The 12,505-nt window shown below is 50.1% G+C and carries 10 protein-coding genes, 8 tRNA genes and 1 rRNA gene; 1 reads left to right on the plus strand and 18 read right to left on the minus strand.

The genetic code is table 11. From position 1 onward, the window contains the following. Positions 1-7: 7 nt before the first annotated feature. From AC1DLI_RS22310 to AC1DLI_RS22340, 7 genes are all read right to left on the minus strand, one after another. Positions 8-889: a nitrilase-related carbon-nitrogen hydrolase gene (locus AC1DLI_RS22310; RefSeq protein ID WP_477606547.1), complete on the minus strand. Its 882-nt coding sequence runs from the start codon at positions 887-889 to the stop codon at positions 8-10. Positions 890-905: 16 nt separating this feature from the next. Further along, complete coding sequence (locus tag AC1DLI_RS22315) at positions 906-2,156, minus strand: M20 family metallo-hydrolase (protein WP_477606549.1); 1,251 nt, start codon at positions 2,154-2,156, stop codon at positions 906-908. A gap of 21 nt (positions 2,157-2,177) precedes the next feature. After that, positions 2,178-3,518, minus strand: coding sequence for an aminotransferase (locus AC1DLI_RS22320; protein WP_477606588.1), 1,341 nt, complete (start codon positions 3,516-3,518; stop codon positions 2,178-2,180). Positions 3,519-3,631: 113 nt separating this feature from the next. Then, positions 3,632-4,723, minus strand: a complete 1,092-nt coding sequence (locus AC1DLI_RS22325) for an ABC transporter substrate-binding protein (RefSeq protein WP_477606551.1) — start codon at positions 4,721-4,723, stop codon at positions 3,632-3,634. 103 nt (positions 4,724-4,826) lie between these two features. Further along, entirely contained in the window at positions 4,827-5,672 is an 846-nt protein-coding gene (locus AC1DLI_RS22330) for an ABC transporter permease (RefSeq protein WP_477606553.1), read from the minus strand. After that, positions 5,669-6,481 carry an ABC transporter permease gene (locus tag AC1DLI_RS22335; RefSeq protein WP_477606555.1) on the minus strand — a complete coding sequence of 271 codons (813 nt, stop codon included), beginning with the start codon at positions 6,479-6,481 and terminating at the stop codon, positions 5,669-5,671. The genes AC1DLI_RS22330 and AC1DLI_RS22335 overlap by 4 nt, the downstream gene beginning before the upstream one ends. Continuing rightward, positions 6,465-7,277, minus strand: a complete 813-nt coding sequence (locus AC1DLI_RS22340) for an ABC transporter ATP-binding protein (protein ID WP_477606557.1) — start codon at positions 7,275-7,277, stop codon at positions 6,465-6,467. The genes AC1DLI_RS22335 and AC1DLI_RS22340 overlap by 17 nt, the downstream gene beginning before the upstream one ends. A gap of 310 nt (positions 7,278-7,587) precedes the next feature. Here AC1DLI_RS22340 and yhbH point away from each other — a divergent pair, with 310 nt between their 5' ends. Next, positions 7,588-8,742: a sporulation protein YhbH gene (yhbH, locus tag AC1DLI_RS22345; RefSeq protein WP_477606590.1), complete on the plus strand. Its 1,155-nt coding sequence runs from the start codon at positions 7,588-7,590 to the stop codon at positions 8,740-8,742. Positions 8,743-8,821: 79 nt separating this feature from the next. On the opposite strand, the gene AC1DLI_RS22350 is transcribed toward yhbH, so the two are convergent. The 11 genes from AC1DLI_RS22350 to AC1DLI_RS22400 all read right to left on the minus strand — a co-directional run. After that, entirely contained in the window at positions 8,822-10,057 is a 1,236-nt protein-coding gene (locus tag AC1DLI_RS22350) for an MFS transporter (protein WP_477606559.1), read from the minus strand. 369 nt (positions 10,058-10,426) lie between these two features. Next, positions 10,427-11,224: a delta-lactam-biosynthetic de-N-acetylase gene (gene pdaA / locus AC1DLI_RS22355; protein ID WP_477606592.1), complete on the minus strand. Its 798-nt coding sequence runs from the start codon at positions 11,222-11,224 to the stop codon at positions 10,427-10,429. A gap of 133 nt (positions 11,225-11,357) precedes the next feature. Beyond that, positions 11,358-11,434 (minus strand) — tRNA-Pro (locus tag AC1DLI_RS22360). 8 nt (positions 11,435-11,442) lie between these two features. After that, positions 11,443-11,518, minus strand: a tRNA-Thr gene (locus AC1DLI_RS22365). Positions 11,519-11,594: 76 nt separating this feature from the next. Then, a tRNA-Thr gene (locus tag AC1DLI_RS22370) sits at positions 11,595-11,670 on the minus strand. A gap of 32 nt (positions 11,671-11,702) precedes the next feature. After that, a tRNA-Met gene (locus AC1DLI_RS22375) sits at positions 11,703-11,779 on the minus strand. 14 nt (positions 11,780-11,793) lie between these two features. Beyond that, positions 11,794-11,868 (minus strand) — tRNA-Glu (locus tag AC1DLI_RS22380). Positions 11,869-11,884: 16 nt separating this feature from the next. After that, positions 11,885-11,972: transfer RNA gene (locus AC1DLI_RS22385), tRNA-Ser, on the minus strand. A 5-nt stretch (positions 11,973-11,977) separates the two neighbouring features. Beyond that, positions 11,978-12,053: transfer RNA gene (locus tag AC1DLI_RS22390), tRNA-Asn, on the minus strand. 5 nt (positions 12,054-12,058) lie between these two features. Next, positions 12,059-12,135 (minus strand) — tRNA-Ile (locus AC1DLI_RS22395). Between the two features lie 184 nt (positions 12,136-12,319). After that, positions 12,320-12,505 (minus strand): 23S ribosomal RNA (locus AC1DLI_RS22400); the annotation flags it as partial.

The following is a 12,505-nucleotide window of genomic DNA, read 5'->3' on the forward strand; positions in this document are numbered from 1 at the left end:
TTCCTCCTTATAAACTTACGATTTCATTATAGGTTTCCGGTCTGCGATCTCGATAAAATTGCCATACGTCCCTAACCTCGCGAATGAGCTCTTTATTCATTTCACCGATAATGACCTCGTCTCGGTCCCTGCTGCCGATAGCCACAATGGTCCCTCGCGGATCAACCAAATACGATTGGCCGTAAAATTCGCCCATATTCCAAGGGGCCTCCATACCCACCCGGTTGATGGCAGCAACATAATAACCGTTGGCCACCGCATGCGCCGGCTGCTCGAGCTTCCACAAATACTCCGAAGTGCCTGCGACCGTAGCCGATGGGTTAAAGACGATTTCGGCACCATTTAACCCGAGCGCCCGTGCTCCTTCCGGAAAGTGACGGTCATAGCAAATATATACACCAACCTTTGCGAAGGCCGTATCGAAGACCGGGTAACCCAGATTGCCCGGCTTAAAATAATACTTCTCCCAAAAGCCGCAGGTGCCGCCGCCAGCCGCTACTTGCGGGATATGATGCTTGCGGTATTTGCCGAGATAAGTACCGTCTGCATCGATAACGGCAGCCGTATTATAGTAGGTAGCGATCCCCTCCCGCTCATAAATAGGAAGAATGATAACGACGCCAAGCTCTCCCGCCAGCTCCTGAAACAGCCTCGTTGTAGGCCCGTTCGGTATTTCCTCTGCCGCGGCATACCATTTCGTCTGCTGCTCCGAGCAAAAGTAAGGCCCATAAAATATTTCCTGCAGGGAGATGATTTGAGCCCCCTTGGCTGCGGCTTCGCGGACGAGCCCGATATGCTTCTCGATTGCCGACCGCTTATGGGCATCAACCGGTTCATCCCCATGCAAATCATTCGACGCTTGAATTAATCCAACCCTTACGACGCTCATCTCCCATCCTCCTCTCCTATTCCGTTAATTTAAGGGCCGTCCGGTAGAGTAGCTCCACGCCCAGCTCGATATCCTCCGGCGATGAATACTCTTTTGGATTGTGGCTGATCCCTTCCTTGCAGCGAACGAAAATCATGCCGTAATCGCATACATACGACATCGTTAAAGAATCATGGAAAGGACCGCTCATCAGCTCCGGTGGATCGAGCCCCATCTCTGCGGCCTGCTCCTGCATGAGTGCTCTCAGCTCCGGCGCGCAGTAGCGCGGATCGCTTTTGGTATCCTCGCGAATTGAATAGGTCAAGCCATGCTCCAAGCATGTCACTTCGATAAGGGAGAGAAGCTGTTTCTCTAACTCGTTTCTGCGCGCCAGATCCATGTCGCGAAAATCAACCGTAAAGCTCACCTTCTCCGGGATGATGTTCCTTGAATCAGGAAACACAGTCAATGAGCCGACTGTCCCGACCGTTGGTGCTCCGGGTTCCTTGCTCGCTAATGCGTTCAATCCCACTATGACCTTTGCACTCCCTACCAGCGCGTCCTGGCGCATCGCCATCGGCACTGATCCTGCATGCCCTGCGAATCCGGTCATTTCAACTGTCCACCAAACAGGGCCGGATATGCCGCTCACGATTCCGATCGGCTCACCGAGCGCCTCCAGCACGGGGCCCTGCTCAATATGCAGCTCTAGGAAAGCGCCGATTCTCCCTTCCTCAAACGCATAATCAGCGAATAAGGCAGGATCGCATCCGAAGGAAATCAACGCTTCTCTGCGCGAAACGCCATTCCTATCCGTCCGTTCCAGCTCGCCCTCTTCAAGCTTCCCCGTCATGCCCCGGACGCCGAACAACCCCTTATTGAACCGGCAGCCTTCTTCATCGCAGAAAGCGACTACCTCGATATTCCTCGATGGCCGAAAGCCCGATTCGACCATCGATTGAACTGCTTCGATTGCGCCTAGTACACCAATAACACCGTCATATCGGCCGCCATAGGGCTGCGAATCAATATGCGATCCAAGCATCAGCACGGGAGCGGCCTTATCCTCCCCTTCCAGCACCCCGATCAAATTGCCGAACGGATCGATCCGCGCTTTCATGCCTGCCTCTGACATCCAGCCCCTAACCAGCTCTACGCCTGCCCGGTCTTCCTTCGATAAAGCCAAGCGGCATACGCCCGTATCCGCAATTTTACCGATTTGCGCTAATTCAAAAATACGACCATGCAGCCTTTGGGAATCAATTCCCGCATCCCCGTTCAACTTCATTTGTCCTCCTCCTCTCCGCTATCAGCCTCCAAAAACCTGAAGCAGCGTATCGGCGATAAATACAATCTCATCATCCGTCGTCGATAAGGGCGGGCTAAGCGTCAAAATATTCATAAAGCCCGGTACTGTGTCGCCATTTTTGCCGATCAGAAGTCCCTTTTGCTTGCAGCCCGCTAGGATTTCCGCCATTCTCGCAGCAGAGGCTGGCTCCTTCGTATGCTTATCTTCCACCAGTTCAATGCCGATTGCCGATCCAAAAAAACGAATTTCACCGACATGCGGATGCGCCTTTAGTGTCTTTATTCGGCGCAGCAACTCTTTTCCTATATGCGCAGAGCGGCTGACTAAATTTTCCCGCTCCAATATTTCAATGTTCTTTAATGCCACCGCGCAGGAGACAGGGTTGCCGCCAAACGTATTTACATGCCTGAAATGGCTGTCCGGGCCGCTATCTTTGAAGCTCTCATACATTTCAGCCGATACAGCCGTAGCCGATAACGGGGAATACGCGCTGGTCAGTCCTTTTGCCATTGTTACCATATCAGGCCGTACCCCATAGTTCTGATGTCCGAACCGCTCTCCCGAGCGTCCAAATCCGCAAATTACCTCATCCACAATGAGCAGCACATCATGCTTATCGCAAATCTTACGCAGTTTAGCCAAATAATCGTCGGGCGGCACGATCATCCCGCCTCCAGTAATGACCGGCTCAACGATAATGCCGGCCACGGAATCCGCTCCTTCCCAAACAATGGCATCTTCATAGGCTTGCGCACACTGCGTCTCGCAGGAACCCTTGGTTTGGCCAAAGGGACAGCGATAGCAATAAGGTGGCGGCACATGGGAAAAGCCGACGCCGAGCGGCTCGTACTTCAGCTTGCGCTGCGCTTGCCCGGTCGCCCCAAGCGCGCCCATTGAATTGCCATGATACGCCCGATGTCGAGAGATAAACTTATGCTTGGCGGGTTTCCCTCGCTGGTGATGATATTGACGGCCAATTTTGAACGCTACCTCGTTGGCATCCGAGCCTGAGTTGGAGAAAAAAATCCGGTATTCTCCTTCCAGCCACTCATTAAGCTTGGCAGCAAGCTCAATGGCGGGAACATGGGATTGAATGAGTGTAGAGTATGCTATTTTCTTCATTTGTTCGGCAGCCGCATCGGCGATCTCCGCACGCCCATGCCCTACGTTCACGCACCATAACCCGGACATTCCGTCCAAATAACGGTTTCCGTCGATATCGGTAATCCAGCTTCCTTCTCCCGATACGATAACCATCGGATTCTCATTATGGGGAGATATATGATGCCATAAATATTTGCGGTCCTTCTCGAGCAGCGCTTCCTTCGCTTCCGCATCCATTGCTGTCTCCTTCACGCCCATAGACTGCTTCTCCTCCTTCGCGGCTGCCGCTTCTATAGTAGAACAGACCGCGAATGTGACCATCCGCGATCCTTATAGACTAGCGTATGCGGCTACTTCGCCGCATCTTCCAAAATTGTTTTGTCGACTGCCGCTGCCAGGTCCGGAGCCTTCTTAATCAGCTCGTATTTGAGCGCAATATCAACGGTCCGCTGCACCGCCTCGTCAACAAACGACCCTACCTGCGCCTCCGTGAAGCCCTCAGGCTTTACGAGCTTCGCCATTTCCATCAGCATCGTCGTCTGATGCTCCTTCGTCGTGCTTCCCTCCGTTACCGCGCTCATCACGATATCCACCGATTCCGCTTGATTCGCAATCGCATAATTCCAGCCCTTCATTGTTGCCCTGATCGCTTTTACCGCGGTTTCACGATTGTTTTTCAGCCATTCGTCCTTCACGATGAGCGTATCCTCCAGCATACCGACGCCGGCATCCTCGAAATCATATACATATAAATCCTCTTCCTTCACGCCGCTCTCAAGCACAACATGATATTCGTTGTAAATCGTAGAAACGGCAACATCCAGCTGTTTATTGAAAAATTGATCCATCGTAAACCCTTGCTTTACAAGCTCAACATCTTTTTTGGGATCAAGCCCGTTTTTCTCCATGAAAGCAAGCACCTGGAATTGCTGGCTGCCCGTCCACATCCCAACCTTCTTTCCTTTCATCTTCGCCGGCTCGTCAATGCCGGACGCCTTGCTCGCTACGAAGCGGTAGGAGCTCTTCTGCAGCACCTGCGCAATGGATACGAGCGGCAGTCCGTTATCGCGGTTCACAAGCAAGCTGTCAAAGCTGGTCACCCCAATGTCTGCTGCTCCATTTACGACCTGCTGCTCAATCACGACATCCGGTCCTCCGGGAATGATCTCGACATCCAGACCTTCATCCTCGTAAAAGCCTTTCTCCTTCGCCACGAAAATACCGGCAAACTGTGCCTGCGGCACCCATTTCAGCTGGATCTTCACTTTCTGGAGCGGCTCGGCCGCCGGCTCATCCGACGCCGCCGAATCGTTCGCTGAGGCTGCCGGCTCATTGGTTGATGCAGCAGGCTCATTGGTATTTCCGCAGGCAGCAACGAGCAGCAGCGCGAGCGCCAGCGTCACGGTTAAAACGGTTTGCCGCTTCAGGCTTCTCTTTTTCATGCAGACCATTCCTCTCCATTTTCAATTCTCTATTTAAAAGCTGCTGTCAGCCCCTGATGATGCATGTATGCGTGCATGTATTCCGGGATATACTCCAAATCGACTACAGCTTTCGCTGCGCGGCATGCCATGGAATAATCAAACGTTCCGATAACTGGACCAAATAATACAGCAGGATGCCAAGCACGGCGGCAATTGCGATGCAGGCCCAAGCAAGCGGCATATTGCCCAGCTTGATCTGATCGGAGAGCAGGAACCCGAGTCCGCGCGAGGATATAAAAAATTCCCCGACAATCGCTCCAATCATGCTCGTAGACATATTGATTCTCAAAGCGGTAAATAAATACGGAAGCGCGGCTCGCAGGCGAAGCTTTATGAACACCTGGAATTTCCCAGCAGCATACGCATGCATGAGCTCTATCGATGTGGGGTCGATCGAACGCAGCCCCTTGAAGGCAATCACTGCCATCGTAGCCATCGTCATGACCGACACGATGGCTATTTTCGACGCGATGCCGGCACCGAACCAATTATTCATCACAGGAGCAAGTGCAACGATGGGCACCGCGTTTAAGGAAGCCATGATCGTAATTCCGCCTTTGCCCGTTCCAGGAAACCATGTAGCAGCTGCTGCGGCTAAGAGGCCAAGAAACGATCCAATTAGGCAGCCGCTAAGCATCTCGCTTCCTGTATATAAAGAATAACTCCATAGTAAAGCGGAGTTGTCGCGAATGGAGGTCGCTATCGAAGAAGGAATCGGCAGCTGATAGAGCTCCAAATGAAACAGCCAGTGAAAGCCCTTCAGCTGCCAAACGGCGAGGAACAGCAATCCAAATCCTAAAGGGAGCAAAAACACGGGTCTCTTGCTCTTGAGGCCGGCTTTGGTGTTCATTAAAGCAGGCTTGGAGCGGATGCTGTCAATCGATCTCGATGCAAGCATTTCCTTCATCCGCCGTCCCTCCCCTTCGAGCGAAACTCCGGCTGCCAAGGGGTAATCCGTCTCTCCAGCAAACCGATCAATAAAAACAGGCTTAATCCGATGCCCATGCTAACCAGAACAGTTGACCAAAACATATAAACCTGCGAAGTGCCGTAATACAAAGAGCTGATCATGAGAACGCCAATACCGTCCGGCGCGCCCATCAGTTCGACGATAATTGAAGCCGTTATCGCCAGCGGAGCCGACAGCTTTAACCCGGCAAGAAGTCCCGGCAGCGCAGCTTTCAGCTTCAGCTTCGTATATAAGGTCCATGTGGAAGCCGCATAGGATCGCATCAGCTCGAGCTGCTCAGGCTTAATGCTGTGCAAGCCGCGCAGCATATTTATTGTGACAGGAAAAAAAGTAACGTAGCTGGCCATCAGAATGCGGGATAACGCAGCATCATGGATAATGCCGTAGATTATAGGCGCGAGCCCAATGATCGGAATCATTTGTGAGGCAACCATATAGGGCGAAAGCGTATTTTCAACCGTTCGGGACAGGCTCATAAGGATGGCCAGCAAAAAACCGATTGCAGAACCTAACGCAAAACCTGTAATCGAATTGCCGAAGGTAATCATGCCTTGCTCCAGTAAAGTCGGAAAATGCTTCATCATGCTTCCAATGACCAGATGCAGATAAGGCAGCTTTGAAGCAGGGTTAATCAGCTCAGCAACGTTAGCAACAAACCACGCCGATGCCTCCCACAGCAGGAGAACCCCCCCAGCCCAAAGCACAATCGCAGCAGCGTCGCTGTTTCTTCTAAACCATCTGCTCATCAAGGAAGCCACTCTCCTCGTAAAAGCATTTTCTAACCTTCCTTGTTACTTCATGAAAGTACTCGGTATCGCGAAAGCGCGTAGAATCGCTCTCTTCACGAGTAATATCCACAATAGAATGTACCTTGCCGGGATGCGCCGAAAGCACAATGACGCGATTGGATAGGAAAACGGCCTCGGGGATGCTGTGCGTGACGAATACAATGGTTTTATTCGTTTTTTGCTTAATGTCCAGCAGCTCTAGCTGCAGCTTCTCCTTCGTAAACTCATCGAGCGCGGAGAAGGGTTCATCCATGAATAATATAGGCGGGTCTAAAGCTAGGGCGCGGGCAATTGCAACGCGCTGCTGCATCCCGCCGCTTAACTGCCAGGGATAATAATGCTTGAAGGCGGTCAGTCCTACTAATTCGATAAGCTGCTCGGTCAACGCAAGGTACTGCGACTTTTTTTGGCCAAGCACTTCGAGCGGGAGTTCAATATTTTGTTTAACTGTTCTCCATTCGAACAAGGTGGGGTTTTGAAATACAATGCCGAACTTTCGGCGGAGGCGAACTTCTCGAGGATGCTCATTTTGAATCGTAATACGCCCTTCCGTCGGCTCAAGCAAATCGGCCATTAACCGAAGCAGCGTGGATTTGCCGCAGCCCGATGGACCTAGGAGAGATACAAATTCATTCTGGTAGATTTCGAAGCTGACTTGCTGAAGTGCCGTCATCTCATGACCTTTTTTCCCAAAACGCATAGACACTTGATCGACAATGATTTCTGCCTTATTCGCAGTATCGGACAGCTCCATTTCATCCCTCCTCATTGTTTTTGCACTTAAATGTAAGGTATGAGATAGTTTTTCGTTTCTTATATGTTATATTATATAACATCGAATTTTAATTACATTATACAAACTGGTTAAAAAATAGGCGAACGAATAGACACAATGTCAAGTAGAGCTGTCCAAGCTCTTCGATAGATTAATAGAAATGGACTAATTTTCATTCACATAACCGCTCGGCTCTTGAATATATTGAGTAACAGACAAGAAAAAAGTGAAAAGCAGCATTGGCTACAAGCATACCGCAACGTTAACTTCTTGGAATGAGGTGAGGGAAATGGAGTCAGAGCCGCTGTTTGTTGTGTCAAGGGAGGATTGGTCACTCCACCGCAAAGGCTATGAGGATCAAGCACGACATCAGGAGAAGGTACAAGAAGCAATTAAGCAAAACCTTCCCGATCTGGTTTCCGACGAAAGCATCGTTCTATCCGATGGAAGGCGTACGATTAAGGTTCCCATTAAAAGTCTCGACGAATCCCACTTCATATACAACTACAACAAGAAGCAGCACGTCGGACAAGGAGACGGCGATTCACAGGTTGGCGACGTGCTCGGCGTCGACCCACAAGCCGCTAAGGGACCGGGTAAAGGTCAAGATGCAGGCGATCAACCAGGCGAGGATGTCGTCGATACGGAAATAAGCATTGATCAGCTCGAGGATATGCTGTTCGAAGAGCTGGAGCTTCCGAATTTGGAGCAGAAGCAAAAAGATCAGCTGCAAACGACTGAAATTGTTTTTCACGATATTCGGAAAAAAGGCATTATGTCCAACATTGATAAGAAACGGACATTAATTGAGAATCTTCGCCGCAATGCCAATGCGGGCAAATCCGGGATTGGCGGCATATCGCCTGATGATCTACGCTACAAAACGTGGAACGAAATCGTAAAACCTCAATCCAACGCCGTGATCCTGGCGCTTATGGATACATCGGGCAGTATGGGCTCGTTCGAGAAATATTGCGCACGCAGCTTCTTTTTCTGGATGACCCGTTTCCTGCGCCGCAAGTATGAGCATGTGGAGATCGTATTTATCGCGCATCATACCGAGGCCAAAGAGGTCACGGAGGAAGAGTTCTTCAACCGCGGTGAAAGCGGTGGCACAATCTGCTCGTCCGCTTATCAGAAAGCAATTGAGATTATCGACAGCCGTTATCCGACATCCAATTGGAACATTTATCCGTTTCACTTCTCGGATGGCGACAACCTAACCTCCGATAATGAACGATGTGTCAAACTGATCGGGCAGCTCATGGAGCGGAGCAATATGTTCGGATACGGCGAAGTTAACCAATACAATCGCAGCAGTACGCTGATGTCCGCGTATAAGCATATCAGCCATAAGAAATTCATGTACTCGGTCATAAAGGAGAAGGGCGAGGTTTACAAAGCGCTCAAAACCTTCTTCTCCAAACAAGTGACCGGTGCTTAATAAGCAAATCCCGCCTAGCTGCTTCTTAGCAGGGCGGGATTTTTTGCTTTAAAGCTTAATGAGGATATGCAGCATACGGTCAGCCGACCTGAGCGACAGCTTCTTTATCCGGGTCCGTCCCTTTTGTCTCTTTCCCAAAAAACAGCACAGCAAGCGCTCCGACAATGATCGTAACAAAGAAAATCATAAAAATATAATGAATCTCCATCTTTCTTGCCACCAGCATTCCTACCAAATAAGGGCCAATAATGCCGCCAATACGCCCAAAGGAAGCAGCGAACCCAACACCGGTTCCGCGCACGGCAATCGGATATAGCTCCGGCGTATACGCATACATGCCTCCCCATGCGCCGAGGTTAAAGAAGGATAGACATATGCCCGATGCAATCAGCATCCCCTCTGATTCGGCATTGCCGAACCATAACGCGCTCCCGGCCGTCAGCAAAAGAAAAGTTACGAGCACGAACTTGCGGCCGAACTTTTCAATAAAATACGCAGCCGTGAAATAGCCGGGCAGCTGCGCGAGCGACATGATCAATACGTATTGGAAGCTTTTTACCAGACCAAAGCCTTTTAGCACCATGACGGAAGGCAGCCATAGAAACATCCCATAATAAGAAAATACGACCGTGAACCACAAAATCCATAGGGTGGCCGTCGCCCGGCGATGCTTTGTTGACCATATGGATGATATCCGCTCCGTTAACGAGAGCTTTATGCTCTGCTGCGCAGTGAAGCTTGGCGCGTCTTGTATGGCTCGTCTTAAGTACAATGCATACAAGGCAGGCGCTGCCCCGATTAAAAAAGCCATTCTCCAGCCATAATGCGGAATAATGAAGTAGGCGATTAACGCCGCGGCAATCCAGCCGCATGCCCAGAAGCTCTCGAGCAGCACGACGGCGCGCCCTCTCTCCTTGGTGGGCATCGACTCCGAAACAAGCGTTGATGCGACCGGCAGCTCGCCGCCCAGACCGAATCCCGCAGCGAACCGCAGCACGCAAAGCGCGATAAACCCTGTTGCCAATGCGGATAGACCGCTCGCAATGGAGAAAATTAACAGAGTCCACAGCAATATCGCCCGCCGTCCGTACCGGTCTGCCAGCAAGCCAGCTATTGCCGCTCCGGCAGCCATGCCTATTGAATTAATGGCCATCAGTAAGCCTACCTGCTGCGCGCCAAGCTGCCAATCCACAGCGAGTGCAGCCACAATGAATGAGATCATCCCGACCTCCATCGCATCGAACATCCAGCTGAGTCCCGCACTGAACAGTAGCTTCCTCTGTTTTGACTCACGAAGTAAAGACATATTTCTCATAGGAAGACTCCTTGTTTGTTTATCCGTTTGGTTTACCTCTATTTATCACCTTTGCACGAATTTGAATCTATGCGGTCACACTTAGTCTTGCCCTTCTAAGACAGCTTTAGAAGACAAGATGTATTTTTCTTACTCAAATAAGAAAAAAGTGCTCAAAATGAACCTCCATTAGCATCATTGGTAATGTGTTTGTCGCCGCAGACGAAAGCTTCCGTCTATGCTTCAGCAGCTTCAGGGCAGCTTATTAAATACTTTCAAAACGATTCATCTAAATCATACGTTATCGCTCCGCAAGCGGATAGACAAATAACAATAAAAAAAACCTTAGCCCAGGTTTTGGGTTAAGGTCGATACTGCTGTTTTTTCTTGTTACTCGCTTCGGATAAGCTGATCCAAGCTCTTGAATTCATAGCCTTGGCGGCGTGCTTCATCAACGATTCTGCCTAGCGCCTCCGTATTGTCCTTTGACACCGAATGCAGCAAAATGATCGCACCGGGATGCAGCTGTTTCACAACCTCGCTGTACGCATATTGTGAGCCCCTTTGCGCATTCACATCCCAGTCTTTATAAGCAACGGACCAGAATACATTCGTGTATCCGAATTGCTTGCTCGCTGCAAGCACCCGTTCACTAAAAATACCTCTAGGCGGACGTAGATATTTCATCTCCTTCTGCCCTGTAAGGACCTCGACATGCTCCCTTACCTTATCAAGCTCCGTCTTGATACTGCCTTCCGAGAGCTGTGACATATCCGGATGGCTCCAAGAGTGATTCCCTACGATATGGCCCTCGGCAGCCATTCGCTTAATGAGCTCTGGCTGATCCTTTACATAATGGCCCGTGACAAAAAAAGCAGCCGGCACGTTTTTCTCCTTTAAGACATCGAGTATTCGCGGCGTATAACCATTTTCGTAGCCATTATCGAACGTAAGATAAAGCTCCTTCTGACTTGTATCCCCTAAAAAAAGCGCTCCGTGCTTCGTCACGATATTTTTGAAGCCTTCTTCATCTATCGAGGGCAAACGTCCTTCCACGCTTTTCTTAAATCCAAAATGATACACACCTGGCTGTCCAAATACAGCRTCAGGACTAATTAAGCACCATATGATCACAGCAAACGATGCAAAAATTCTCATACTAAGCTTCAACAGCAAAGCCCTCCTTATTCCATTGAAATATATGGCGCATAACGGCATATTGCGATTATAATTCCCAATTGCGGCATAAAAAAACCGCTATCTTCAAAGTCCGATGGACTATGAGAATAGCGGTTTTATATGTATTTCATTATTTAAAAAATGGTCGGGACGACACGATTTGAACATGCGACCCCCTGGTCCCAAACCAGGTGCTCTACCAAGCTGAGCTACGTCCCGAGAAAAGATGGTGCCGTCGAGAGGACTTGAACCCCCAACCTACTGATTACAAGTCAGTTGCTCTACCAGTTGAGCTACAACGGCACATCGATTATGTCCGCCTGCATGTGGCGGTTTGCGATGCCGATCTTGAAAGAAAATCGAGCATCTTAAGAAAAAGTGGTGCCGTCGAGAGGACTTGAACCCCCAACCTACTGATTACAAGTCAGTTGCTCTACCAGTTGAGCTACAACGGCATATGGATGGTTATTCACCATTAAAAGGTGATTGGTTGCGGGGGCAGGATTTGAACCTGCGGCCTTCGGGTTATGAGCCCGACGAGCTACCGGGCTGCTCCACCCCGCGTCGTTAAAAAATATTGGTGACCCGTAGGGGACTCGAACCCCTGTTACCTCCGTGAAAGGGAGGTGTCTTAACCACTTGACCAACGGGCCTTGAAAAAATAGAGAACGGAGAGAGAGGGATTCGAACCCTCGCACCACTTACGCAGTCTAACCCCTTAGCAGAGGGTCCCCTTGAGCCACTTGGGTATCTCTCCAAACTTGGCTCCCCGAACAGGACTCGAACCTGTGACAACTCGATTAACAGTCGAGTGCTCTACCAACTGAGCTATCAGGGAAAATATGGTGGGCCCTAGTGGACTCGAACCACCGACCTCACCCTTATCAGGGGTGCGCTCTAACCAGCTGAGCTAAGGGCCCTAAGCATAAACATAAATCTTATGTAAGATCTTTAGTTTAAGCACAGGCAGGCAAATTGCGCCCTGAAAACTGGATACGAAAGTTAGGTTTGCTGAAACCTTATATAGCTGCTGTCTGCCGGATGTATGGGTCCGGGGCAAACTTAAGCGTATGCTTACGATGTAAGTTTGCTTCTCAAACTTTTTAGGATAAGCCCTCGACCGATTAGTATTCGTCAGCTRCACACATTGCTGTGCTTCCACCCCGAACCTATCAACCTCGTCGTCTTCAAGGGGTCTTACATACTGGGAAATCTCATCTTGAGGGGGGCTTCACGCTTAGATGCTTTCAGCGCTTATCCCGTCCGTACTTGGCTACCCAGCGGTGCTCC

The organism is Paenibacillus sp. 01T443, assembly GCF_056398325.1.

Bases quoted from the DNA above. Each gene is read 5' to 3' on its own strand.
- AC1DLI_RS22330 (WP_477606553.1), bottom strand. From the start codon at position 5,672: ATGAAGGAAATGCTTGCATCGAGATCGATTGACAGCATCCGCTCCAAG.
- AC1DLI_RS22335 (WP_477606555.1), bottom strand. From the start codon at position 6,481: ATGAGCAGATGGTTTAGAAGAAACAGCGACGCTGCTGCGATTGTGCTT.
- AC1DLI_RS22325 (WP_477606551.1), bottom strand. From the start codon at position 4,723: ATGAAAAAGAGAAGCCTGAAGCGGCAAACCGTTTTAACCGTGACGCTG.
- AC1DLI_RS22350 (WP_477606559.1), bottom strand. From the start codon at position 10,057: ATGAGAAATATGTCTTTACTTCGTGAGTCAAAACAGAGGAAGCTACTG.
- AC1DLI_RS22315 (WP_477606549.1), bottom strand. From the start codon at position 2,156: ATGAAGTTGAACGGGGATGCGGGAATTGATTCCCAAAGGCTGCATGGT.
- AC1DLI_RS22310 (WP_477606547.1), bottom strand. From the start codon at position 889: ATGAGCGTCGTAAGGGTTGGATTAATTCAAGCGTCGAATGATTTGCAT.
- AC1DLI_RS22320 (WP_477606588.1), bottom strand. From the start codon at position 3,518: ATGGATGCGGAAGCGAAGGAAGCGCTGCTCGAGAAGGACCGCAAATAT.
- yhbH (WP_477606590.1), top strand. From the start codon at position 7,588: ATGGAGTCAGAGCCGCTGTTTGTTGTGTCAAGGGAGGATTGGTCACTC.
- AC1DLI_RS22340 (WP_477606557.1), bottom strand. From the start codon at position 7,277: ATGGAGCTGTCCGATACTGCGAATAAGGCAGAAATCATTGTCGATCAA.